20 protein-coding genes are annotated in these 24,809 nt (G+C 38.5%); 7 read left to right on the top strand and 13 right to left on the bottom strand.

Annotation, left to right across the window (positions count from 1 at the left end):
- Positions 1-48 precede the first annotated feature (48 nt).
- From KZZ04_RS09510 to KZZ04_RS09500, 3 genes are read right to left on the bottom strand one after another with little or no spacing between them, the layout of a single operon-like run.
- Positions 49-498: a flavodoxin gene (locus tag KZZ04_RS09510; protein WP_058405647.1), complete on the bottom strand. Its 450-nt coding sequence runs from the start codon at positions 496-498 to the stop codon at positions 49-51.
- Positions 498-1,262, bottom strand: coding sequence for a tRNA pseudouridine(65) synthase TruC (gene truC, locus KZZ04_RS09505; protein ID WP_219422562.1), 765 nt, complete (start codon positions 1,260-1,262; stop codon positions 498-500). Before truC ends, KZZ04_RS09510 begins: the two co-directional genes overlap by 1 nt.
- Entirely contained in the window at positions 1,255-1,575 is a 321-nt protein-coding gene (locus KZZ04_RS09500) for a YqcC family protein (protein ID WP_058405649.1), read from the bottom strand. The genes truC and KZZ04_RS09500 overlap by 8 nt, the downstream gene beginning before the upstream one ends.
- A 105-nt stretch (positions 1,576-1,680) precedes the next feature.
- Between KZZ04_RS09500 and KZZ04_RS09495 the strand changes: the two genes are divergently transcribed.
- Positions 1,681-2,709, top strand: a complete 1,029-nt coding sequence (locus tag KZZ04_RS09495) for a DUF3549 family protein (RefSeq protein ID WP_058405650.1) — start codon at positions 1,681-1,683, stop codon at positions 2,707-2,709.
- On the top strand, positions 2,710-3,009 hold the full coding sequence (locus KZZ04_RS09490) for a DUF3301 domain-containing protein (protein ID WP_010557125.1): 300 nt from the start codon (positions 2,710-2,712) through the stop codon (positions 3,007-3,009). It abuts the gene before it with no gap.
- Between the two features lie 742 nt (positions 3,010-3,751).
- Here KZZ04_RS09490 and KZZ04_RS09485 read toward each other — a convergent pair.
- Positions 3,752-4,396, bottom strand: coding sequence for a GNAT family N-acetyltransferase (locus tag KZZ04_RS09485; protein ID WP_219422561.1), 645 nt, complete (start codon positions 4,394-4,396; stop codon positions 3,752-3,754).
- A gap of 337 nt (positions 4,397-4,733) precedes the next feature.
- Between KZZ04_RS09485 and KZZ04_RS09480 the strand changes: the two genes are divergently transcribed.
- From KZZ04_RS09480 to KZZ04_RS09470, 3 genes are all read left to right on the top strand, one after another.
- Positions 4,734-4,970 (top strand): DUF2789 domain-containing protein, encoded by a 237-nt coding sequence (locus KZZ04_RS09480; protein WP_058405652.1) that lies wholly within the window; start codon positions 4,734-4,736, stop codon positions 4,968-4,970.
- Positions 4,971-5,233: 263 nt separating this feature from the next.
- Positions 5,234-5,500, top strand: coding sequence for a hypothetical protein (locus KZZ04_RS09475; protein ID WP_058552830.1), 267 nt, complete (start codon positions 5,234-5,236; stop codon positions 5,498-5,500).
- 13 nt (positions 5,501-5,513) lie between these two features.
- On the top strand, positions 5,514-6,287 hold the full coding sequence (locus KZZ04_RS09470) for a Zn-ribbon-containing protein (protein ID WP_058405654.1): 774 nt from the start codon (positions 5,514-5,516) through the stop codon (positions 6,285-6,287).
- 64 nt (positions 6,288-6,351) lie between these two features.
- Here the strand turns inward: KZZ04_RS09470 and syd are convergent, their stop codons facing one another.
- Positions 6,352-6,891 (bottom strand): SecY-interacting protein, encoded by a 540-nt coding sequence (gene syd, locus KZZ04_RS09465; RefSeq protein ID WP_058405655.1) that lies wholly within the window; start codon positions 6,889-6,891, stop codon positions 6,352-6,354.
- Positions 6,892-6,950: 59 nt separating this feature from the next.
- On the opposite strand from syd, the gene queF reads away from it, so the two are divergent.
- Positions 6,951-7,796 carry an NADPH-dependent 7-cyano-7-deazaguanine reductase QueF gene (gene queF / locus KZZ04_RS09460; RefSeq protein WP_219422560.1) on the top strand — a complete coding sequence of 282 codons (846 nt, stop codon included), beginning with the start codon at positions 6,951-6,953 and terminating at the stop codon, positions 7,794-7,796.
- A 59-nt stretch (positions 7,797-7,855) separates the two neighbouring features.
- Here the strand turns inward: queF and KZZ04_RS09455 are convergent, their stop codons facing one another.
- The 3 genes from KZZ04_RS09455 to KZZ04_RS09445 all read right to left on the bottom strand — a co-directional run bounded on the left by KZZ04_RS09455 (position 7,856) and on the right by KZZ04_RS09445 (position 14,226).
- Positions 7,856-8,740 carry a peptidylprolyl isomerase gene (locus KZZ04_RS09455; protein WP_219422559.1) on the bottom strand — a complete coding sequence of 295 codons (885 nt, stop codon included), beginning with the start codon at positions 8,738-8,740 and terminating at the stop codon, positions 7,856-7,858.
- A 69-nt stretch (positions 8,741-8,809) separates the two neighbouring features.
- Complete coding sequence (locus KZZ04_RS09450) at positions 8,810-12,499, bottom strand: translocation/assembly module TamB domain-containing protein (RefSeq protein ID WP_219422558.1); 3,690 nt, start codon at positions 12,497-12,499, stop codon at positions 8,810-8,812.
- Positions 12,499-14,226: an autotransporter assembly complex family protein gene (locus tag KZZ04_RS09445; RefSeq protein ID WP_219422557.1), complete on the bottom strand. Its 1,728-nt coding sequence runs from the start codon at positions 14,224-14,226 to the stop codon at positions 12,499-12,501. Before KZZ04_RS09445 ends, KZZ04_RS09450 begins: the two co-directional genes overlap by 1 nt.
- A gap of 202 nt (positions 14,227-14,428) precedes the next feature.
- Between KZZ04_RS09445 and KZZ04_RS09440 the strand changes: the two genes are divergently transcribed.
- Entirely contained in the window at positions 14,429-14,764 is a 336-nt protein-coding gene (locus KZZ04_RS09440) for a ribonuclease E inhibitor RraB (RefSeq protein WP_058405746.1), read from the top strand.
- A 20-nt stretch (positions 14,765-14,784) separates the two neighbouring features.
- Here KZZ04_RS09440 and KZZ04_RS09435 read toward each other — a convergent pair whose 3' ends face one another.
- From KZZ04_RS09435 to KZZ04_RS09415, 5 genes are all read right to left on the bottom strand, one after another.
- The gene (locus KZZ04_RS09435; protein ID WP_219422556.1) at positions 14,785-16,536 is read right to left on the bottom strand and encodes a DEAD/DEAH box helicase; all 1,752 of its coding nucleotides are present in this window, start codon (positions 16,534-16,536) and stop codon (positions 14,785-14,787) included.
- A 362-nt stretch (positions 16,537-16,898) separates the two neighbouring features.
- Entirely contained in the window at positions 16,899-20,165 is a 3,267-nt protein-coding gene (locus KZZ04_RS09430) for a TonB-dependent receptor (protein WP_058405660.1), read from the bottom strand.
- Between the two features lie 538 nt (positions 20,166-20,703).
- Positions 20,704-21,009 (bottom strand): H-NS family nucleoid-associated regulatory protein, encoded by a 306-nt coding sequence (locus KZZ04_RS09425; protein WP_058405661.1) that lies wholly within the window; start codon positions 21,007-21,009, stop codon positions 20,704-20,706.
- Positions 21,010-21,202: 193 nt separating this feature from the next.
- The gene (locus KZZ04_RS09420; protein WP_058405662.1) at positions 21,203-22,132 is read right to left on the bottom strand and encodes a class I SAM-dependent methyltransferase; all 930 of its coding nucleotides are present in this window, start codon (positions 22,130-22,132) and stop codon (positions 21,203-21,205) included.
- A gap of 63 nt (positions 22,133-22,195) precedes the next feature.
- Positions 22,196-24,790 carry a TonB-dependent receptor gene (locus KZZ04_RS09415; RefSeq protein WP_138528022.1) on the bottom strand — a complete coding sequence of 865 codons (2,595 nt, stop codon included), beginning with the start codon at positions 24,788-24,790 and terminating at the stop codon, positions 22,196-22,198.
- Positions 24,791-24,809 lie beyond the last annotated feature (19 nt).

Below are 24,809 nucleotides of genomic sequence, written 5' to 3'. Positions count from 1 at the left end.
AGCAAACAAAAAGGAGCGCATGCGCTCCTTTTTGTATACCAATAAAAATTAACCTGGTAGCTTTTCAAGCCATGCTTTTAACCAAGGCTCTGTCACTGGCCAAGGCTCAAAATCCTCACACGCATCAATCTCTAAACGGTTACCGACAGGTTTTGCTTGTAAATCACGTAACAATTCGTCAAAGCTTCGACCTGCACCGCAAAAAGTGTCACCATAGCTTCTGTCGCCCATAGCAACAACACCAAAAGGCTTGTCTGTAAGCATAGGGAAACTACTATTAAGCGCATAATATAAGCCAGCTAGGTTACTTGGCACGTCACCCTGTCCTGTCGTTGAGGTAACAATTAATATGTTTGTTGCGTTTTTAATATCGTCAAGCGAAGACTCTGTGATGAGCGTGGCGCTATGACCTGCCTGTTCAATACAAGCTGCTATATCACCGCTTAAACGTTCAGCACCACCATTTACAGTGCCTACAAAAATACTAATATGTGCCATTAATAATCCTTCTCTTCGTTCGGCCAACCAAGTTGCTCACAAATTTGTAGCATATCATGACCTAGTGGCGCTTTAATCGTTATTGGTTTGTTAGTGTAAGGGTGCACAAAACTCAGCTCAGTTGCAAACAGCATTAAGCGTCGTAATTCAAAGTGATCCCTAAAAAATTGGTTGTGCTGGTTGTCGCCATGATTAACATCACCAATTATAGGTAACGATAAATGCTTTAAATGCCGGCGAATCTGATGCTTGCGCCCTGTTTTAGGAAAACACTCGACTAATGAATACCGCACCGTTGGGTATTTGCCTATAGGAATGGGCAATGCAGCTTGATACAAACAATTAAACTGGGTTTGCGCCTCCTGTGGCGCTTTGTTTTGATCTGCAAATTTATCGGCAATTTTATCAAGCTCTTCTTTTAAAGGTTTATCTAAAAAAACCGACTCAGGGGCAAATCCCCGAACAAAAGCTAAATATCGTTTAGAAATAGTGCCCTCAATAAAAAGCTGATTTATATCGCGAGCAGATTCTGAGCTAAGTGCAAAAATTAAAACTCCTGACGTGGGCCTATCAAGCCTGTGAACAGGAAAAACGTGCTGGCCTAACTGATCGCGCAACATTTGCATAGCAAATTGAGTTTCATGTTTATCTAAAAAGGAACGATGCACCAATAGCCCTGACGGTTTATTAATGGCAACAAAGTTTTCGTCTTGGTACAAAATGTCGAGTTCGCCGTATTCAGTTGGCGCTAGGCGCTCACTCATGCGGTTCCCCTAATAGTGTATCTAACTGTGTCAGCACCTCTATAATTTCATCACTCCCTGATTTATTAATCAAGGTCATTTGAGCCATGGGGGCAATAGCAAAGTTTCGCGGTAGTGGTTGATTATGAGTGATTAAATGCTGCATTTTTTCAATAAACACAAACTGCAACCACTGTTCAAACGCCATCGAATCGTGACAAAAAGGAACACTAGAATTTAGTGCTTCTGCTGAAATTGGCTCAGATTGCCAAAGTTGATGCTTTTGTAATAGTGCCTTCAATTGCACTAAAAAAGCTTGGGTTTGTTGGTACATAACCACCCTCTTTTTAAGTTATACGGCAATTATACCCTGTTCCCACACAGCTCGCTATGGCGTATAATCGGCCCAATTTGCAGTAAAAAAACAATCGGGAATACAATGAGTGATCAAATAGCAACCTTAGGCCAACTTTTAGATGGTGCTGGCACGCAATGGCGGGCTTTTGATATTGGCAGGCACATTACTAAACTCGATAAACAACAATTTTTAGCTATTGAACAAGCTCAAGTACCTTACCCTTACCCGCTTGCTGGTCATGCATGGCTTGCAATTCAATTTTGGGATGCCAAAGCGAGTAAAGAACCTTATGTGTGGTTTTTAAAATTTCCGCTTGATGAGCAGAGTAAATTAGTCAGTGCAAGTCGTGATCACTTTGCCGATATGGTTATTCAAGCAATTGGCACTGAAATTACGGGTGAAAAAGCAGAGGGGAAGCTTGATAATAACCCTTATGTATTTACACCTAACGCAAATAAACTGGCTGCATTTAACGCGCAAGTTAAAGTGTTACTAAAACAACCCGCTTCTCAATACTACGAATACGCGCAGCTATACTTTAGCGCAAAGTTGGGCTTTGATAATTGGCAAACTGTTGCACTGCAAGGCATTGCTGATTTTGCTCTGCGTCTTGATAACGATCAAAACTTAAGTAACTTGAAAAAAGCGTGGACGCATTTACCCCTTGAAGTATTGCAACCACTTAGCGCAATGCTTGAACATGTAGAAATACCGCCAACGTTGAGCGAGCTTTTGCTGGTGCACGGTCTAGCAGCGATTGAGAAAAATGATACCGTAGCTTTAACCGCTGCTCTTCGCTCAATCTCTAAAGGTCAGGCGCAAGGCCTATGCGCACAACTTGTTGATGCAACATTAAACTCATCGCTTAAAAGCAACTCGGACGTACTTTTAACTATTGCTGGGCGTTGTTTTATACAGTTAGAAGACCCCGAACGATTGCATATATTTATGGATAACTGTGCACAACATCAAAAAATAGAGGCGCTTTTTCCAAGTATTTTTGCGGATTTAGTTGCAATACCGACCATTCGACCTCACCTATTAGGTTTATTACGAAAAGAAGATCGAAGCGAAGCCCTCGCTCGTGCAATTGGAAGGTTATTCTCTTAAATGGCAAGTTTATGGACGTTTATATTAATTGGTAGTGTTATTTATTTGTTTTGGCTAAATAGAAAAGTTGCCGAAGCGGCTAATGTTCATGCTAAACGTCAATGTGAGCAATTAAATGTGCAACTTATGAGTGTTGCTTGCACAAAGCGTCGTTTTGGTTTTCTAAAAAGTGGTAAACCTGGAATAAAAAGTGAGTTTTCATTTGAGTTTTCAAGTGACGGTGAAAATGCGTATCAGGGAATGCTTATTATGGAAAATGAGTTTTTAAAAAGTGTTGTCGTTCCACCACACAAAATCTGAGTGATCTTATGCATTTAATGTATAAAATTATTACAATTGTATAGCACAAAAAACTAAGGCGTAACTAAAGTTACGCCCCAATTGGACTGCTTCCTGCTAGATATCCACTATCTATAATCCGTTTTTTCATCCCCTGAACGAGTAAACAACCCTGTTTACCCTCACATTGCATCATGCAATATCCATCGCCACCTTGGCAAACCCACGTAAACTAACACTTGGCTAAATCTATAGCGTCATCCATGTTAATCCTTTAAAGTAGCGCCCTGCCACTTTGTGCATCCTGCGGCGTCCCTTCGCTTTCCCGGCATTCACGTACAATCTAATACGCGGCTGCGTCCTGCAACTTTATCCTTTATATCCCTAAAGTAGCTCCTGCCACTTAGTGCATCTTGCACTTCCTGTTCATCCTTGCTGTCCTTGTTAACTTGTCCTTTTTGCATCCTGCTAGCATCTGCTGTTTTGCCTATTCCTTATCCGTGGCAGTAGCTTATTCGTTAAGCTATGTCTTCTTGACAAGGTAAAGTTTAGAGCAAACGGGAGGAGGAAGTAGTATGTGAGATAAAATAATTCTTTGTCATAAAAAAGAACAAATTTATAAACCAATGAAAAACAATAAGTTAAATTAAAAAAGGCGACTGAATAGTCACCTTTAACTGATTACTCTCACGTCAATGTAAGATATATCGCACGGACTCATGTCCGTTTGGGCGTATTAACTTACACAACAAGGGTTACATTTTTACCCTAATGCATCTTTGAATAATAACTCACCAGCAACTTGGTTAAACGTAAGCTGTTTGAAAGTAATAAATCCCTCAGATTTAAATAACGCTGTATGCTCATTGCGAGTTACAAATACAGCTAAACCAGAAGACTCACTATTTAACTTCACCAGCTCATCAAGTCCTCTTAGCAAATACCGGCCAAACCCTTGCCCATGAAAATGCGGATCGACTGCAATAAAAGCTAAAAAGTAATAACGGCCTTTTTCTTTGAGCGTATCTCTAATCGTTTGTTCTTTTTCTATTAACTGATTAGTTTGCAAATAACCCGCACTTAGCATTAATTTTAAACGCCAATGCCAATAACGCTGAGCTTGAAGTTGACTTGTAGAATCGAACATACAGGCCACGGCTTTTAATTTACCACTTCGATAAAGTCCTATTAGCGGTTGCTTCTCTTGCCAAAAACTACTGAGTTCTTCACGTATTAATGCGCGTAACTTTTTTTCGTAAGCTGATTTATTTGCATCATCATAGCTAAGCATTGTTTTTAATACAGGGTCATCATGATATGCCTGATAAATTAAGCTTGCGGCAGTGCTTATATCTTCTGCTTCAATGTATTGTACGCTGAACGTTTCTGCGTGTGCGGTTATACTCATTGTATGTCCTTTATTGTTTTAGCCGTAAATATAATCAAAGCTTAATTACTAAAGCTATACGCGAATAACTGCATTTACGAGTATATTTAACCTAATATATAAATACTAAAAATCCTATATTGCGCCGTTTACCCACTATAGGGGATAAATAAGGTCACGTTACTTGTTATTTTTACTATCCTTAATCAACCTCTTAACAAAGGGGCTGGCAATTTATTATTCAGAACCTAAATTACTATATACCTAAAGTATTTAACCGACAATTCAGCTTGAGTTTAGCTAACGCATTGTAGTGTTGGGTCTTAAGGTAATTTTGTTTATTTAAAGGAGTCGTACCATGGATACTACTAAACACGATATTCATACATTATTTGCACAACTTGGTTTACCAAATTCAGAAAATCAAATAGATGAATTTATTGCCTCTAATGAGTTACAAGACACAACACTACTTCAAGATGCAGCATTTTGGGATGAAGCCCAACAGCACTTTTTAGCTGAATCGCTTGCTGAGGATGGTGCTTGGAGTGAAGTGATTGATGAGCTAGATGTTCGCCTTCGCCAAGGTAAATAAAAAATTTAACTAGATACCTGTTTAAATGCCTTTAAAAATATTAACCCATTATGATTTTTAGTGAGTACAAGGCTAATTTACAGGTCAATATTTAACTTATTTCAAACTTACTCAAGGTAATTAGCGTTAAAATTAGCTAGTAGACGTAGGTTTTTATCCTAAGTATCAGGTTATTTAATGTAGCCTACCCGTTTTATTGCTACCATAGCACCCGCGCAGCATACACATGCTGCGTTTTATTTAATTTAAGAGTTATAAATATAATGAATTCAGTTGTATTTGATGCAATTCAAGTCCTTTTAGATGAAGGCAAAACACCCACAGTCGCATTAACTAAAAGTCGCTTAGCCCAACCGGTTCCTATGCCAATGATTATTGCAGCTGTGAGCCAATACAAAAATAACCCGGATTCTATAAATAACTTTGTTAAAACCGCGCAGCAGCCAGAAAATGCTGAGCTAAAAGCAAGCCAACTAGACAGAATTGAGCAAAAACTTGATCAATTACTTGCACTGCTAGAACGAAAATAATTTGAGACTATAAATGTTTGTTGTTGATTTAACATTTGATTGTTACCAAGACACTACCCTAGAGCAAGCCGAATACGCTATTAATCGATTAGTGAACGCCTTGCGGTTTAACGGGCAAATAATGGGAGAAGAATTTCCCACAGTTTTAAAAGACGGCTTTTTTATAACCCGTGTTATGTGTCCAACCGAAGACGCCATGCACCCACTAAATAATAGCCCTTTTGTTAAACATAGCATTGAAAAACTGCATAATGCGGGGTTATTAGCACCTAAAGTAAAAGTTATTGGCCAAGATATTCACTCTAATGGAGCCGATTGCTGCACTGAGCCATCAAGTTATATTTTATACACTACTTATGTGCATACATGCAGCCCTCTATATTGTGGCGACGACTTTTTACCTGTGCCATTATTTCGCATCCCAGCTATTGCCAATGGCGATTATAAAACGCTTATTAAGTGGCAAGAAGATTGGCAAGCATGCGATCAAATACAAATTAATGGCGCAACACGCTGTGAATTTCCTGCTCTTGAGGAGATATCTAGTACACAAAGTGATTTATACCGCCGTGGAAAAGATATAACCAAACGCATTAGCTTTTTAACTAAAAAGCCCGTTTATTACTATTTATACCGTGTTGGCGGTGTAGATAAAGCCTCTGAACTTGAGCGTAAATGCCCTAGCTGTAATAGCGATTGGAAACTAGATGAGCCATGGTTTGGGCTATTCGATTTTAGATGTGAACCGTGCGGTTTAGTTTCGAATGTGTCTTGGGATTTTCAATAGCCATTACCAATGACTTTTTAAAATCAGCTTAGTGATAACGCTAAGCTGATTCATTAATTATAATTTAAATTTCAAGCGCTTTTAAAAACGACTCTATAGTAGGTGCAAGCACATGATGCGTTTTTTTACCTACATGTTCTAAACATACTTCCCCTGTATGAATTAACACACTCACCAATAAATCTTCTTTATCTGTTAAACCAATGAACACAGTTTCTGGCTGTTTTAGCTTTCGCTTCATTAATACATGGCCAGTTATATTTTGTTGAAGCATATCAAAGTCGTCGCTATTCCATGCTTGTAGTAGTTCAATTTGATGGCCGTCAATTGTAGCTAACACACTACCGCCATACATGTGTCCATAAAGCTCGCTTAACGCTGTTGGAAACTCAAGCTCAAGTGCATTAGCTAAATTGTTCAATGAACCGGCTGGTTGTTGGCGTATCCCCTTCCATTGAATATACCCTTGCTCATCAACCTCACCAACTTCACACGGGCTCGGCCATTGCGTATCGTGCATGATGAGTGGGTACTTTGCGGTATTTTTAAGGGTATTTTCGCTAAATTCTTTGTGAAGTTGTTCTAACTGCATCGCAACAGACATACTGTGAAACTCATTTAAATTAGATATAATGCGCACATTGTAACTATTTAAGAGCAAACATGACAGATTACAGCAACTCTCCAGATCTTAAAGGCAGTGTATTAGGGCAGTCTACCGAATACGTAGATGTGTACACGCCCAGCTTGCTTTTCCCGATTGCGCGCAAGCTAAATCGTGATGCTTTAAATATTGATGAAGCTCAATTACCCTTTAAAGGCCAGGATATTTGGACCGGTTACGAGCTTTCTTGGTTAAATGCCAAAGGCAAACCGCAAGTAGCCGTTGCTTTATTTACTTTTGAGTGCCAAAGCAGCCATATTATTGAGTCTAAGTCTTTGAAGCTTTATTTAAATAGCTTTAATCAAACCCGATTTGAAAGCATCAACATTGTTAAGCAGCATTTAATTGACGACTTGTCAGCCGCTGTAAAAAGCCCAGTGCAAGTGACATTGTACAAAGCCGACGATTTTAACTGCTTACCTTGCACTGCGCTTCCTGGCGACTGTATTGATGAGTTAGATATTGAAATTGATAACTACGATATTGATGCCTATTCACTTAAAGCACAAAGTGATGAAATAGTAACAGAAACGCTCAATAGCCACTTGCTAAAATCTAATTGCTTAATAACGTCTCAACCAGATTGGGCCAGCATTATTATTAGATATACTGGTGAAAAAATGTGTCGAGAATCACTTTTACGCTACTTAATTTCATTTAGAACGCACAATGAGTTTCATGAGCAGTGCGTAGAGCGTATTTATAGTGACTTAACCACGCAACTCAACATTAAAGAGCTTGAAGTGTATGCGCGTTATACACGCCGAGGCGGATTAGACATAAACCCATACCGTTCTACGCATTATAACGAAACACCGTTTGCCGTTAAGATTAATCGTCAGTAAATACGTTAAACACTCAAACATAAATCTTAAAAAAGGAGCCTCAGCTCCTTTTTCAAAGTTTAAATAACGCGCTTTGTTGGGATAGGCATACCACATACATCAACGTAATTATACGATTGGACAAACCAGGGTTCTGTTCGGTTTTTACGCGCATTTATGAGCTGCTTAAACGATGCTGAGTTTGCCTTCATTACCTTAAATACTGTTGCGTCGGTTTTAATATCAGCCAACACTTCAATATTCGTTATTGGATTAAACGCCAGCCCCTCAGTGGGTAAACGCTGCAAACGATTAAAATGCTCCATGCCCTTAAGAACTCTACCAAAAACTGTAATATTTTTGTCTAGGTAACGAGGACCTTGCCCAATAGTGACAAAAAATTCGGTACTTGCGCTGTTTATATCGTTACCACGTGCCATTGCAAATACACCATTGCAATGCACTTGCCATGTTTGAGTCTGTGTTTGGTTTTGCGCGACAGCAAAGCCATTTAAAAACCCCGTTACAGGCGCGTATCCATCGCCTTTTAACTCGGTAATTTTTAGTGGTTGCGATGTTGGTAAATAAAACTCTGCAGGTACGGTTTTATTCGCTGTTTTTATTTCTTTTTTACCCGAGCTGTCGCCACCTTGTGCTACAAACCCTTCTACAAAACGATAAACACGGGTGTTTTTATAAAAGCCTTCTTGCGCTAACTTTTTGATCTGTTGGGTGTGTTTTGGAGCTAGTTGTGGATTTAATGCTATGTAAGCCGACCCCGTAGGTAAGGTTATTTTTAAAATATTTTGAGGGTCGACCACTTGCCACTCATCTGCAGTTGCATTTTTTATTACATCATTGGCACTAAGTGGTGTTTGTATATTTATAACGGATTTATTGTTAGCTGTCGTAGCGCACCCGCTCAGCAAAAGTGCCATAACATAAATTGAAAAACGTGTTTTCATATTCAACCTATTATTTTTATTATTTAAAAGTAGCCTTAAGCAATCTAACTTACCTAAAGCGTTTTTTGTTTAATCCCAGTCAAACTTATAGAGCACATCAACATTTTGGTATAAACCACTGGTTACCTCTATATAGAGTTGCGACAACAATTGGTAACGAATAGCCACTTCACTGAGTGACTCAAATACCCCAACGCTGTATTTAACTTGTAAGCTTGGCGCAACATAGCCTGAAATTTCTACCTTGGTGCTGTCACCACTTCCTGACGAACTTAAACTGACGTCTGATAAACCAAATGTTTCACCTACCTTCGAGACAACCCCTTCGCTTCTACTGACCCCTTGAGAAAGTAATAGCTGGGCAAGCATAGCGTTGCTTGATGCTCCCTCTCCCTCTCCTAACGGTTGCCCATTGAGTAAATATGCTAAGGTATGGGCCTGATCCATTGCAGGCTCAGAAAACAGTTTAAGAGTGGGTTGTTTAACATTCCCCGTAAGCGTAACACCAGCTATAACGCCATTTGCTGTATTAGCTGGGTTTCTGATTGCTTTAATATTCAAATAAGGGTGTTCAATGGAGCCACTAAAGCCCACCAGGCCTGTTCTTATAATTAAATTTTGCCCAAATGCTAAATAAGTGCCATTTATTAAATTGAGCTCACCTGTTGCAATAATTGGAACGCCTTGGCTCATTTTAATCGCTAAATCACCAGCCACTTTAGACTCTAATCCGAACGACTCTACTTTAACGTCATTTTTAACAATGACGTTTAAGTCTATGTCGTAATCAAATGGTACCTTTTCGTTGGTTTCAGTTTTTTGATCAACAATAATCTCATCGTCACTAACCTGCACAGCACCTTCTGGAAGCTCTTCAATCGTAATACGACCATAAGGTACAACTACCTCACCCGCTAATTTAAGTGCATTATTGGCTAACCCTATTTTTAAATCTGGCGATATTTTAAAGGTAACGCCTTGCTGCGCGCGTACAAAAAACTGCTCGCCTTGCACATTTACATTTACTTCAGGTTGCTCACCTTGCCAATCAACATCGCCGTTTAGCTTTACATTGCCACCTTGATTGTCGTTTAAATTGCCCTCTATTGTGGCGGTCGTTTTATCAAATAATATGTTTATATTTGATTTTTGTAGCGCAATAGGAAGCTGATCACCCTCAAGGTTTATATCGTTTATATTAAGCTCACCATTTAATAATGGGTCTTTTAACGTACCCGCAAGTGCGACCTTACCGCTAATATCACCTTTTAATTGCTCAAGAGTTTCAATAAAGGGTTGTAAGTCTGAAAGTAATATTTTATCAATATTAATTATGCCATTAAGCGCCTGCGTATTTTGTATGTCATCGATATTAATGTGTGTATTAATTTTGCCTAATACGCTTGATTCTAAATTAGCTTTGAGCTGCCCCTTTTGAGAATCTGAAAAAGCACTAATACTGAGTGTTTCTATAGGTAATTTAAAGCGATCTTCTTCTGAGGTTAAAACAGTGGATAAGTCACTTGCGTTTAAATTTGCGCGTAATGTTTTAAGAGCGCCAGCATTCCAATTGAGCGCCACATTACCTTTTACATCACCAAGTGTGCGAATATTATCGGGTAAAAAGTGTTTAAGCTCTTCAAGCGCTAAGTTACTTAATTTAGCATTTAGTTGCCCAATTTCTTTTGTTTGAGCCAGTGTATCTATACATAATTTACTTCGATCAGACGCCCAACAATGAGCACTCACATCAAAATCACTCGTTTGACTGTTAAACATAACGACAATATTTTGAGTGTTGTTAAAGCTTAACTTTTTGTCGCTAAGTGTTACATTACTTACCTCACCATTCCAGGTAGCGTTATTAATTTTACCATTTACTTCAAGCTCAATACTGCCCTGCTCGGCATCAACCGAAGCGGTTAGCTGATGATCTGCTTTGTCGCCAATTGCATCTATTTTTATGTTATATATTTGCTGATGACCCACTAACGCTGAACCGACATTTACTGACACATCTGTTTGCCAATCGGCAGCGGTATCTAATTGGCCTTTTACATTAAGTTGATTAATATTAATGTCATCAAAAATAAAACTATCGAGTATTAGCGCTAAATCGACTGAAGGCGTTAACCTCTGCCCTCTTACTTTTAAATCGGCGTTGCCGTTTGCAATAAATGGCATGTTAGCCTCTTCGTTGCTTTTAAGCGTTATTTTACCGTCGACTTTCCATGTATCGTCAACTTGGCCGCTAAGTACCAACTTATTCGTGCCACTACTTAAATAAAGGCTGTCGATATTTGCCTCTAGTGTATTGTTTAGCTGAAAGTTTGACGCAAACTCAAGGGGGACCTCGTTTAGTAATCCGCTTAGCTTAGTATCATCCATTTGTAGTTGCCACGAGCCTTCTTCCGCATTGAATGAACCTTTAAATTGCCCTGAAACATCGCTAGTGGCCGCATCCGTCAAATACTGTGCCTTAAGGTTTGAAAGCGAGCCTTTAAACCCCGCTTTAATGCCCTGCTGCCAATTAATATTAGCTTTTACAATCGCGCTACTTTCACTGGCTTTAATACTTAATGTTTCAAGCACGGCTTGCGTTAAGCCACCTGTTAACTGTGTATTGAGGTCAACAGCCGGGTATGCCCCTAACTGGCTAGTCGCTATTAAGTTAAGTTGGTAATCATCGGCATTGCCTTTGGCATTTAAGCTAACATTATTTACTTTTAGCTGGTTGCTTTGCGCATCAATGACCCATTGATTAATTTTGCTGTTCAACTTAAACGGGTAATTTTGTTGCTTTAAATTAGCGTTCGCAGTTAACGTGAGTGGGTATTGGCCACTCGTTTCTAAATTCAAATTCAAGTTAGCTAAATCACCATTTAGCTCTAAATTTGCTTGGTATTCATTACTGTTTAAAGTCACTTGGCCTTTTAAAGGCAAGTTACCGGCAAGCTCGGCATCTAATTGGGTATTAAGCTGCCACTGCTCGTATTTAGCTGAAAGCGACTGCACATTAATAACGGTGTCTTCTACACTTAATAGCAGCGAAATATTTTCGATATTATGCTGCGCATCGCCCTGCTCAATTGTTACTTTTGCGATATCAAAGGCTTCAATGGCCAAATCAATAGGTGATGTAAATTCAATATCAGGAAGTGCTGGTAATTGCGTAAGTGCAGCTTTGTTGCTTTGAGCAGTTTGTGCCTTGGTGGGTTGTGCTTGCTCTTTTAAAGCAACAAGTATACTAGGGATATTTAAGCTTTTTACAGTGAGCTTTGAATCCTCAACCTTAGCTGATAATTTAAAGTTATTAACGTTCAGATCTGCACTAGGGTGGTTTAATGTAAACTCTTTCACCGCTATATTTTTTAATGAAACATTAAAGGGTAAGCTAATTTTTTCAAGGGGCTCAGAAGGCGTTTCATCTTGTATTTGGGCTGTTTTTGGCAAGCTTAATTTTATAGATTTAGCACTTAAGTTATCAATGCAGATACCATCACACTGCCACCAAAATAAATCGATTTTTAATTGTTGAGCCTTAAAATCTAAACCGTTGTTTTTAAAATTAACATTAAACGCATCGTTATAAATAAAGCGGCCATCTTTAATTTCTATGTGTAATCCATCAACAACTTTATTTGCCGTGTAGGCAATAAATTGATTACCGGGTGCCGTAAATAATAAACAAAATACGCTAATAATTAGCGAGACTAAAATTGCACTTACTATGGCTGTTATTTTTTTTAATATTGGCATTAAATTTCTGGCCCTATGGTAATACTTAAACGTGTACTTTTACTCTCTTTGGTTAAGCCCCATGCGTGGTCTATTCGAATAGGGCCTACTGGCGTTAAATATCGAAAACCAAAACCAGCACCCACTTCAAACTCATCTGAAAAATCGTTCGTAGCGGTACCACCATCAACAAATAATGCTGCACGCCAATTTTGAGCAAACTGGTAGTTGTACTCCATAGTACCCGATAGCAAATACTTACCCCCTATTAGCTCACCGTCCTCGTTTTCTGGTGAAATTGACTGATAAGCAAAACCACGAACACTTTGGTCACCCCCAGCATAAAATCTAAGCGAATAAGGTACATTATTTATGTCATCAACGAGCATTGCGCCAACGTTTGCCTTAAGGAAAACTAAATGCTTATTAAGGTATGTACGAAGCCATGCATGCTGTAATTGGACTCTCAATAAATTCGTACTGGAAAGTACATCATCTAAGCCAAACTCTGCTGAAATAAGCCATTGCTCCCCCCAATAAGGGGTAGTCCCACCTTTTAAATTTTTGCGAGCATAACTAATACCCGGCATTAACATTTCAGTCGACTCTTTTGGATCATCACCAAGACGAAACGTCTCTTGGTCTCTACGTAAAAACGCTGTTCTTACCCATTTATCCTCTGTAAGCCACTGCCTTTGTAGTTGCGCGGTTAATATCTCGCTGTAAGTATCATCAGCAAGTTCGTCTTCCAATTTATAACCAACTGAAAAACGCCATAAATCATCATTAGGATCGTCTACAGGAACAGTGTATGCCATTGAGAGATCTTGTTGCTTTTCGGCGATATTCATATTTGTATCAAGGTAATGGCCATCTTCTGTGATCCAAGGCTTACTCCACTTGAAGCGTACTCTAGGGCCTAAGTCGGTACTAAAACCACCCCCTATTTCAAAGCTGTTTGCAGGTTTAGGAATAACCTTAACTTTGATAGGAACTTGGGCGTTTTTACGCGCTGTAATATCTGCATAAACACGCACACTAGCAAAATAAGGTGTGCTTGATAGCTTAAGGTTATAATCAGCTATGTAAGTTGACTTATATGGTTGTCCTTGGGTAAATGGCGCTAAAGAACGGATATATTTTTCAGCTGGCGTATCACTGGTAATTTCAATACTCCCATATTGATAACGCACACCGGTATTAATCACGAACGTAACAACGGCACTATTTTTTTTAATTGAAATTTCTAATTTTCGAGCAGGCCATTTAGCATCAAAATAACCACGCTCCAAAAGCATGGATTCTATTTTTTTATACGCTGACTCATAGTTACCATGATTCAGCACATCACCCTGTTTTAAATTGGTATTTTTTATGATGGTTTGTAATTGTGTATCGTTCTTCCCTTCACCATTTAAAGTAATATTAATGGTGTCTATACGTGTAGCAGGACCGCGCTCAATTTTAACAACAAGCTCACTGTCGTCTTTGTTAAATTCAACCTCAATAGTTGGGCTATAATAACCTAAGGCTTTTATGCTGTTTTGTACCTGCTTTTTGGCATAACGTTGAAGGGTTCTTGTTGGTTTTTCACCTTTAAGCTGCTTTAAGTAAAGCGCTACGTTTTTTTCTAAATCGCCATTTATGCCTTTAATTTTGTAGTCTTCGATGACTCTTTCTGCCGCATCGGAATTTGCAGCCATAAAAATAGTGGCAATGCACATGCAACGTAAAAACTTAATAAACAAGTAAATATCCTTACTCTTATATACTACTTAAAACGAGCTAATGTGGCGCATATTAACATAGCCATAATGACCAACACATTAACTTAATGACAAACTCAGTTTAATTATGAAATGCGAAGAAGATAAAATTAGTACGCGTTAAGACAATATTTTAGTTACAATAGTGCCAACGAACACAAAATTATTTTTAGATGAGTTTTTAATGCAATTTCCAGATGACGAAAACGGCCAGCTGTTAGCCGAAATAGCCGCTGCAGGCGTCGATTTAAGTAAAATGCAGCAAATCGATTTTTTCATTTTATTTGAACAACAAACCGATGCTGATAAGTTTGCTAAAGATATTGTTTCTGATGCATTAGTACAAACCGCCGACGTTGAAAAATGTAAAGACACCGGCGTTTGGGAAGTAATTACTCATGTACAAATGGTACCAGAGCACACATTACTAGGCCAAGCTGAACAGTACCTAGAAAGTATAGCGAATGGCTATAACGGTTACGGTGACGGTTGGGGATTAATGGACGAAGACGCCGCCTAATATTTTAAAATCAGTTAAGTTTAACGACTTAACTGATTTGCCTTTCTAAAGCTCCCTTTATAATCAAATAACTTATCTGCTACTTTCCAACCATATTTTTTACTTTTTCGCGCAATCACAAAGTCAGGGGGCACTAAGTCAAACTGCGCTTTAACAACCTGCTCTGCTGTTTTAAAATTTGTTGGTTTTTGACCATGCCCTAGCCGTTTACCAAATTGCCTGTTAAATATAAACTGACCGCCTTTATTACTCAGGTTATAAACTTCATCACAACTTGCACCGTCTTCGTCAAAATACGTGATTTTGATTAGTTCATCTTTAAGCTGAGTTACTGTTACACCGCTACAGCGAAGTACTAACGCATCTTTTAAATTTAACGCATTACGAAGCTTGTCGTCTGGATCAGCCATTATGGCGCCACAATCGTGGCATTTACGAGCTGCAATATCATTTTGTGCACCACATTCTTCGCATTCTTTAAATCTAAACCGATAATCACATTGAGCTTTGTTACCTTCATCATCTTCTAATAGCCCTTGGCAACGTCTACCAAAATGCTCTGTTACTTTACCATCGGAGCCTGTTTTGCCCCAAAATATATTGGCAAATCCGCAACCAGGACAAAGCACTTGGACAGGCTCGTTATCACTATCGCCTTTTTTATCACCTACTTCAGGGTGAAACAAATTAAATCCATTTCCTGCATAGTCGATTACAAGGCAGTCCGTTTTCGATTCTGATAATCGTAAGCCCCGTCCTACAATTTGTTGGTATAAGCTAACAGACTCTGTAGGGCGTAAAATAGCAATAAAATCGACATGTGGCGCATCAAAACCAGTTGTTAACACTGACACATTAACCAAATATTTTAATTTTTTACCTTTAAATGCAGAAATGATTTTATCGCGTTCAATATTAGGCGTATCGCCTGTAATTAGCGCGCTTTGAGCTGCTGGTAAATAGCTTAATATTTCTTGAGCATGCATAACTGTTGCCGCAAAAACCATCACACCTTTGCGCTGCTGGCTATATTCTATTACTTGTTTGAGAATAGCCTGAGTGGCTCGCTCGCTATTTTTTAAAAGTGCATTCATATCATCGGCAGTGTACTGACCAAACGCGTTAGTCTCTAAAGACGAAAAATCGTAATGGTTTATAGCAGCATCGACTTCATTTGGGGGGGTTAAATACTCATGTTTGATCATGTATCTAAGCGGTAATTCAAATATACAGTTTTTAAATGGGCTTTCTTTTGTCCCTTTAACAAACCCATGATAGTGATGATGGTATATCCACCCCATCCCCAAACGATAAGGCGTAGCCGTTAAACCCAATACTTTTAAATGAGGATTATACGTTTGTAATGCACTTATAACTTTACCGTATTGGCTTTTTTTATCACCGTTGACTCTATGGCATTCATCAATAATAAGTAGAGAATAATGCTCATTGAGTTTATCTAAATTACGTGAAAGTGATTGCACACTGGCAAAAGTGACTTGATGAGATAATGATTTTTCTTTTAACCCTGCTGAGAATATACTCGCCTCTAAACCAAAACTTTTATATTTTTGTGAATTTTGCTCTACAAGTTCTTTAACATGAGCAAGTACCAATATTTTTTGTTTAGCTATACGCGCAAGCTCAGCGATGACTAAACTTTTACCCGCCCCCGTAGGTAAAACAATCACTGCGGGATCATTGGTTTTTCTAAAATGAACAACAGTGCGTTCAACCGCCTCTTGCTGATAGGGTCTAAGTTTATAGCTCATTCAAAGATACAATAATAATGTTTGATAAATACAATTTTAACAAAAACCTGATTAGATTATTCTACTTATGCCTTCTTATTATATGAGAGTTAGACAAGTATTTCATCCAGATATCATTTTTCAAGGTAGTAAATGAAGCTATTGAATGTGAATTATTATTGGTACCGATGAATGACATTATGTTTTAAAACTCATCATAAATTTAGGACAACCTTTAAAACTCTTAACTACGCTAATCTGAGGATATTAAAAAAACCCCTATCATCAAAATAATAGGGGTTTTATAAAAACAAGTAAATGTCAGCTTTTCAAGCTAATACTCTAATGCAATAAATACAAAGAGTTATTTTAATAACTATAAATTAAAACTTATGGTTAAAACGTAGGCTTAAACGACGACCTAAACGCTCATCCAAACCAAACTGATTAAAACCAAACGAAGTAGCAGTTAGGTCATCAGCAGTGCGGTCAAGTAAGTTTTGAACATTTAATTGAACTGTAGTTGAAGTACCCAGGTTATAACCAATACTTAGATCATGCAGGAAACGCGAAGCATTTTCATTAGTAAAATCGCCTGTTAATGTACCATCTTCTGAACGTTGGTAATTATATGAGTATAATTGCTGTTCGAGCGAATCAATTAACGTTCTATTCTGCCAACGAACACGATGGCTAACAAATAGATCTTCATACATCCAATTAATATCAAATGTACCTGTCCATTCTGGATCTGCGAAATCGCCAACATCTTCTTGAACTTCAGACGTCGCAGTAGCCTGGTTTTCGTTTGTGATATTGTGTTGTGTTGTAGAAGCAATATTCAAATTACCCCACTCACCTAAATCATGGCTATAAAACACAGAAAGTGACACAGCCTCAAATGTTGCTAATGCTACGTTCGCTGGTTGATTTCCTGCACGAATAACTTGATTGTCGTCTCCACGTGTGAATGTATCACAAGCTGTTTCGTTCGGAAAATCAGCTGAGTCGTAACAATTCGCTGCTAGGGTCTCAAATGTAACGTCATTGATTGCACCTTCAATCTCAAGGTTATAATAGTCAAGTCCTATTTGTAAGTTTTCAACAAAGTTTGGAGTCCAAGCTAATCCGTAAGTATAAGATTTACTTGTTTCTGGATTTAAGTCAGGATTACCTGAAACATAACCAGTAGATATAGTACCGTCTGAAATTGATGACGTGAATGTATCAGTATCTATTCCTAATGATTCACAGTTTGCTTTACGTGCTGTTGGGTTAGGCCCAAGACCAACGTAACGTGCATCACATGGATCATCACCAGAGATGAATGATTGTTGTATTGGTTGGAACAACTCATTAATTGATGGGTTTCTGAACGCTGTTGCATAAGTTGCACGTAAAGATAAATCACTGTTTATTATCCACTTCATGCTAGCTTGAACAACATCCTCTTCTGTTGAACGATCTTCAAACCCAGCTGGAGCATTTGTATTGAACTCTTGATTACGGTATGCGCCACTTACTTCGAAGTATTGTACAAAAGGAATATCCATATCAGAAGAAATAACAGGTGCAACTACTTCTACATAATATTCATTTGTATCATACCCGCCGTTAACCGGACGATCAATTGAGCTACGAGTAATTGGAACTCTGCCGCCTACTGCAGGCTCATATTTACTTTTTTCTACACGTCGCTCAACACCAACTACGTAGTCAAGTGGTCCAGCAGGTAGGTCAAAAGCTGCGCCACCAAGGTTAAATGTATAAACTGTTTGCATATTGCTCGCTTGAGACATTTGCGAGCCGCCTGTAATGAAGTCAAGTGACGCATTTGATGCTTGTGAACCAAACAGGTTAAGTGGTTGACATCCATCTAAAAACGGCAGGTCCTCATCAGTTAAACCTGATCCAGACGCCTGTGCATTAAAGCCTTCTAGAGTGCCTGCTGCAAGATCAGCGTAAGCACCACAAATAACATCACCGCGTTGGAAGCCGCCCGTAAATGCTGAACGTGAGCCTTGTAGTGCAGCTAATGCCTCGTCTAATGTATTAATATCATCGCGAGAATCACGTATTTGAGACAACATTGCATCGTCAACACTACGCGCATCAACTGCGTTTAGGAATCTTCCATCAACAATCCCCGTTGTTCTAATGTTCACATCTGAACGGCCATGAACAACAGCCGCATCCCAGTAAAAATCTCGATCTAAAAATTCAAATTCACCTTCAAGAACATTACTTACGCGCCAAGTATGCGTTTCATTTGAGTTACCGCCTGAAGAAACTAAATCATTGTTGAATCGATGAATCGAAAATTGGTCTCCCTCTAACCCTGCATCTACTATTGCTTGTCGAGCTTGCGATGATAAAAACGGGTTGTCAATTGGTACTGTGATTGCAGCTGAAGTGCCTCCAAAGAAACCGGTTTGAAAACCACCTTGGTTAACAAGCTCAGTACCATTTGTGTTAGCGTAAACAACGTCACTTATATAACGAAGGTTATCCGTGATATCGTAGTTAAATGATACATACAAGTTATGGCGGCTTGTTGGTGAACGAATTTGAGAAACACTATCAAAAAAATCTATTCCACAAATATTACCGCGACCATCATCGTAAGTTTCAAGTAATGCTCGTCCAGACGGTAATGTTGGACCTGAGTTACATTGTTGGATTTGGCCATCTTGTGTAAACTCATAGAAATTACCATCTGCCCACGAGCCACGACCAACACTTGGCGCAAAACCAGCTCCTGCAGGTGTTACAGCGCCAAAATCTGTGAACAGTTGAAGGTTAACTTCATCATAAAATAAAGATACAGATTGTAAATCATCATCGTTAATAACACCGTCACCATTAAGGTCGTCTATTTGCCCATCACCGTTGCGGTCTAAAAACTCATTTGTAGTCCCGCCAGAACCTGGGTTATTATTACAAAGAAAATCTTGATCACATTCTAACAAACCATTTGTACGTGTATATTCCACACCAAATGTCAGGTTACCACGGCCATTATCAAAGTTTCCGCCGCCAACAGCACTAATTTGGAAATCACGAGCATTTCCAGCATCGTTTTCACCGTATTGTGCTGTTACTTCAAAACCTTCGTAATCATTTTTTAAGATAACGTTTACAGTACCACCGATGGCATCGGCACCATAAGTTGCTGCACCAGTAAGAGGAACAACTTCAATGCGATCAATTAAAGCAACAGGTATAGTGTTAATATCAACTTGTCCACCACCAATTGAAGCAGATTGTGAGCTAACCATTCGACGACCGTTTACTAACGTAAGTGTACGTTGAGTACCTAAATCAAATATATTTGCCTGATTTTGACCCGCATTGGCAGCATTTTGGTCACCTTCAGTTGTCAAAGAACCACCGAACAATGGCGATTGATTAAGCAAATCGGCAGCGTTAGTGAAACCTCTTACTTGAATATCTTCTTCGCCATAAGAAAAAATGGGAGCACTTTCACTAATTTCTGTACGCTGAATACGTGAGCCTGTAACTGTAATTTTTTCTACTTTTTCGAGTTTTTCTTCTTCTGCAGCAAATGAGCCTGCTGAGAAAGCAGCAGTAGAAACTGCGCCAAAAGCAATCGCTAAGCGAACAGCTTTAGAAACTTTATTATTTATCATTTTGATATCCCTGTTAAAATTTTTAGTTTTATTGTTTCAAAATAAGCAAAAAATTAACAAAATTGCCAACTTTGAGGTTACATACTAGTCATGAATGTACCTTTTTGGCAACACTCAATGCGTTAAATCGTACCTTTAATGGGTTATAAACAATCCAAAGCGATGAGCGTAAAAAATGAATTATGACTATTGAAGTACTTTTTATTTAACTGATGACAGAGAAGAGCGGAGTCTGATAATAACTTCTTGCGACTATCACCCGGGTGATAAGGGATAAAATGGGCTAGTAAATCAACCGAATGAATCATCATATGGGTTAAATTAATAGAACATGTGTACTGAGTTCAGTATTGATTAGCGTAAAAATATGTAGATATGTTTGAAGATGTTTATTGTCTAAAGTCGAGTGTATACACCCAATTTTTTTGGATTAAAGATTTATCGATAAAAAATTATAATATGAAACAAAGCTATCAGTGATTTAATAAATATACCTAAGTAGGTATATTTATTAATTATCACTCGTGAGTATTATTAGTTATTTAGCTAAATACTTTTGAAGTTCAACGCCTTCAAACGCTTTTGGTCGACGACCTCGACCAGTCCACTCTATTACTTCACCATTTAGTTCCATTCGGTATTTAGGCGCAACTTTAGTACGCTTATCTGAAGTAATATCATGTAAGTCTTCTATTGTAAGTCCTTTTTCCTTTAAAAGATCCAAAACTTCCTGTTTTGCTTTTTGCTGTTGGGTATATTTTGAAATTGCATCAGTAACTAATTGTTGTGCTTTTTCAAGTTCAGTTAAGGATGCGGTCTTTATAAAAGCTCGAACTTCTTTCATTTATATCTCTTTAAATTTATAAACATATCAAGATTAGTATAGATATTTTAATTTAAAATAACTATGACAAAGAATAAAGATTTAAACAATAAGAAATTGCTATTACTAAAATTAATAAACGAAATAACTATATATGCTCAAGTTTAATAAAAGCAAAATTGAAATAAACTGTAAACTAAATACTAAATTACAGCTACATTTTCTCAGGAGAAATTTTTATTTGCCAACAAAACAACTCATTATTTACATTGAATGCCGCAATAGACATTTTCATATTTTTAAGCTTTGCAGCTTTAAATTTTTCGTAAATTTCATCTTTACTCAATGCAACGGAAGTTTGATCTGATAACCTTTCAACCTGCTGTTTTAGAGCGTTCTGTAATCCACTCAATTTTGCTTTACTCGTTTGATCGATATTCAGCATTATCTTTGATACTTTAGACATAATATCTGCAAACCAGAATTTTTCTTCATCATTAGATATAACTAAGCTCTGAATCTTTTGGATCGCGTCTTTATTTCGTGTCTGAAATAGCTCAATATTACCTTGAAGCTTCAAAGTTACTAAGTTTTCAAGTTCATTTAATATGTTGTTTTCTAACATCCAATTAAGTACTTTCAAACCGCTTTTACAGTCGTTCGTTATTGCCGAATCAGGGTGATGCATCATTAATATGATTTCACCATCATTCTTAAGTACTCTACATGCCTCATTTAAAGAGTGTGACCAATTAGAATACTCAAAACCAAATTGGCTAACTAATATATTAAAGTACTCATTTGGATAAGGTAGATTTTCTACTGAAGTATTAAACTGAAACTTAACTTTATTAATCGCACTATCAATTTCGTCAACATCACTGGTAATTTTTAACTCATTAATGTTTGCTAAGTCGCAGCCATATACCGAGCCAGATAAGTTTTTTCTTTCTAGAAGGCATTGTAGCCAAATTGCTAAAGCTCCCTTACCGGTAGCTAAATCAAGATAAACAACGCTTTCCCCTTTTTCTGATACAACTTCCCCCCAAAAGTTTAACACTTCTTCTGGGTAACCTAGGGCTGTATTTGCATCACCAAAACTAGATAAAGCTTTTGTAAGGTCCCAGTAATGATCCCAGTGCATTTTATTTTCTCCAAAAAAAAGAGTGACTCAAGAGTCACTCTTTATAATATCTAAACTAAAAACTTAGAAAGACTGTTTAAAGTTTAAGTACATTGTGCGACCAAAACCTGAGTAAAGATCGAAGTTGTAGTCACGACCGCCAGAAGCGAAAAGTGGTGGCTGTTTACCGAATGCATTTTGTGCACCGAAGCTCACTTTACCGTTCCAAGGTGTGTTGTACGCTACTTGTAAGTCATGAGTTACCCATGAAGGAATGTGACCTTCACACTCACCATCTGCAGTAATGTCTTCACACTGGCTATCAATAAGGTTTAGATTCCAAGTGAAGTCAAAATCAGAAATAGAGTAAACGTTAGACAGGTTTAAACGCATTTGCGGTACACCTGGATCATCAACGAAGTTACGACCACCATCTGTGCTGTAATCTACAATGTGAGATAGGTTGAAGTTAGTTCTTAAAGTACCAGCATCACCAAATTCAAACATTGAATTAGCTTTGAAATCGATACCTGAAGTTTCTAAACTACCATCGTTACCAAAACCACGAACAAGGCTAGTAATCGCACCGTTTGGTGAACGAGATACAGTGAATGCAGCTGGCACAGAGTCACCACGTAAACGTGCATCAATGATAGATTGAGCAGAGAACGCACGGATTCGGTTGGTAATTTCAATGTTGTAGTAATCAAGTTCTACAGAAATAGCATCTGTCACTTGGTAAACAACACCAAGTGAGTATTGGTCAGATTGCTCTGAACCTAGGTCAGGGTTAGCAATAACTGTAGCGTTGATTTGCGAAGAACAGTTTGCAGCTTCACCAATTGCCAAACATGTAGCTTCATCAGAAACTGAATCAGCTGATTCAGAAGGCTGTTGAGTTAGGTCTGGTAATGAAGGAGCGCGGAAACCTTTACCCCATGATGCACGAAGTACTAAGTCATCAATTGGGTTGTAACGTGCTGATACTTTAGGTGAGAAATCTGAACCATAGTCAGAGTAATCATCGTAACGACCTGCAAAGTTAAGCTCAAATTCTTCTGTTACTGGAACTAATGTTTCGAAGAATAAACCACGAACTGAACGTGCGCCGCCAGCACTGCTACCTGAAGAACCACCTACTTGGCCTGCTGCAGAAAGTGAATCGTATATGTCAGCATAATCTTCTGAACGGTATTCAAAACCTACGAATGCTTGAATTGCACCAGCGTCAGTTTCCATAAGGTCAAACGCAGCATTTGCATAAAACTCTTCTTGGTTAAACTTACCAGTACGTGAAGTAGTTACCGTCATTGCGCCTCTAACTTCTTCAGATGCACCGAACGGGTCATTTAGCATGTAAGTACCATCGTTAATGTATTGGCGAGCAATACTACGAAGGATGTAACCTGTACCTACGTTATGGCTTTCGTTGATTGTTTTACGAACACCTGTTTCAACAGAAACGTCACCAATCATACCTTTAGCGCCAAAACCGATATCTTTAAGCTCTGTAGATAATCTGTTGTCACGGTTACCTAACGCAGCAAAACGATGCCAGAAATCTAGACCTTGCTGTTCCATTTCTAGAGAAGCATCGTAGATTGGGCTGTTAGGGTTAGTTGGGTTGTTAGGGCTATCTGCACTGATAAATACTGTATCAGGTGATGCATCGTATGCTGTTGTATCCAAGCCTGGAGCATAGCGACCAAATGATTTAGTTTGTGCGATGTTGATGTCTGTGTAAATACTCCAGTCATCGTTCACATCGTAAGTAGCTTTAACGAAAGCTGAGCGGTTTTTGATTGACGCTTCATCAGCAGATACTGCTGCGAAGTTAAAACCACAACGTGCGCCAATACGGTAAAAGTTCTCGTTACCTACGCCTTCACATGTAGCTTCTGGAGAGAAGAAATCAAAATTACTTGCTCTTTCACCATCTGTAGTTGTGAATGTTGTGAAGTTATTTGAATAAACTGAACCACCTGGGCTGTACCATGGGAAGTCACGAGCGTAAACAATGTCACGACCACTCCAAGATGCACCAGCAAGTACACGAGAGTTGTCTGAAGAAGCACCGAAAAGTACAGAACCATTTTCACGGTCGCCGCCTTCATGTTCAATGCGGCCAGAACCTAAAGTAACTTCTGCACCATTAAAATCTTTACGTAAAATTACGTTAATTACACCACCGATAGCATCTGAACCGTAAAGTGCAGAAGCACCATCGGTAAGGATTTCAACACGCTCAACTGCGGCCATAGGGATTGAGTTCAAATCTTGGCTTGAACCAGTAAGAGTTGACTTAGGTAAACGACGACCATCAACTAAAACTAAAGAACGATCAGAACCTAAACCACGTAAGCTTACTGTAGTAGCACCTTGAGCAGAGCTACCAGACTGCGGACGGAACGAACCCAGACTGTTAAATGTAGTGTTACGTAATAAATCAGCTACTGAAGTTTCACCACTTAGCTCGATTGCAGTACGGTCGATAACTGTTACTGGTAAATCACCAGCCATGTCAACACGTTTGATACGTGAACCAGTTACTTCAATACGCTCAACTTTTTCTGCAGAATCTTCTTCTGCAGCAAAAGAACTTGCTGAAAATGCAGCTGTAGATGCTGCGCCAAAAGCGATCGCTAAGCGAACTGCTTTTGAAACTTTGTTATTTAACATTTGATTCTCCCAGGAATAC

This window comes from Pseudoalteromonas sp. CR1, from assembly GCF_019392235.1.
GTDB lineage: Bacteria > Pseudomonadota > Gammaproteobacteria > Enterobacterales > Alteromonadaceae > Pseudoalteromonas.
This window is presented reverse-complemented; position numbering and strand designations above follow the sequence as displayed.

Bases quoted from the DNA above. Each gene is read 5' to 3' on its own strand.
- KZZ04_RS09510 (WP_058405647.1), bottom strand. From the start codon at position 498: ATGGCACATATTAGTATTTTTGTAGGCACTGTAAATGGTGGTGCTGAA.
- truC (WP_219422562.1), bottom strand. From the start codon at position 1,262: ATGAGTGAGCGCCTAGCGCCAACTGAATACGGCGAACTCGACATTTTG.
- KZZ04_RS09500 (WP_058405649.1), bottom strand. From the start codon at position 1,575: ATGTACCAACAAACCCAAGCTTTTTTAGTGCAATTGAAGGCACTATTA.
- KZZ04_RS09495 (WP_058405650.1), top strand. From the start codon at position 1,681: ATGAGTGATCAAATAGCAACCTTAGGCCAACTTTTAGATGGTGCTGGC.
- KZZ04_RS09490 (WP_010557125.1), top strand. From the start codon at position 2,710: ATGGCAAGTTTATGGACGTTTATATTAATTGGTAGTGTTATTTATTTG.
- KZZ04_RS09485 (WP_219422561.1), bottom strand. From the start codon at position 4,396: ATGAGTATAACCGCACACGCAGAAACGTTCAGCGTACAATACATTGAA.
- KZZ04_RS09480 (WP_058405652.1), top strand. From the start codon at position 4,734: ATGGATACTACTAAACACGATATTCATACATTATTTGCACAACTTGGT.
- KZZ04_RS09475 (WP_058552830.1), top strand. From the start codon at position 5,234: ATGAATTCAGTTGTATTTGATGCAATTCAAGTCCTTTTAGATGAAGGC.
- KZZ04_RS09470 (WP_058405654.1), top strand. From the start codon at position 5,514: ATGTTTGTTGTTGATTTAACATTTGATTGTTACCAAGACACTACCCTA.
- syd (WP_058405655.1), bottom strand. From the start codon at position 6,891: ATGTCTGTTGCGATGCAGTTAGAACAACTTCACAAAGAATTTAGCGAA.
- queF (WP_219422560.1), top strand. From the start codon at position 6,951: ATGACAGATTACAGCAACTCTCCAGATCTTAAAGGCAGTGTATTAGGG.
- KZZ04_RS09455 (WP_219422559.1), bottom strand. From the start codon at position 8,740: ATGAAAACACGTTTTTCAATTTATGTTATGGCACTTTTGCTGAGCGGG.
- KZZ04_RS09450 (WP_219422558.1), bottom strand. From the start codon at position 12,499: ATGCCAATATTAAAAAAAATAACAGCCATAGTAAGTGCAATTTTAGTC.
- KZZ04_RS09440 (WP_058405746.1), top strand. From the start codon at position 14,429: ATGCAATTTCCAGATGACGAAAACGGCCAGCTGTTAGCCGAAATAGCC.
- KZZ04_RS09435 (WP_219422556.1), bottom strand. From the start codon at position 16,536: ATGAGCTATAAACTTAGACCCTATCAGCAAGAGGCGGTTGAACGCACT.
- KZZ04_RS09430 (WP_058405660.1), bottom strand. From the start codon at position 20,165: ATGATAAATAATAAAGTTTCTAAAGCTGTTCGCTTAGCGATTGCTTTT.
- KZZ04_RS09425 (WP_058405661.1), bottom strand. From the start codon at position 21,009: ATGAAAGAAGTTCGAGCTTTTATAAAGACCGCATCCTTAACTGAACTT.
- KZZ04_RS09420 (WP_058405662.1), bottom strand. From the start codon at position 22,132: ATGCACTGGGATCATTACTGGGACCTTACAAAAGCTTTATCTAGTTTT.
- KZZ04_RS09415 (WP_138528022.1), bottom strand. From the start codon at position 24,790: ATGTTAAATAACAAAGTTTCAAAAGCAGTTCGCTTAGCGATCGCTTTT.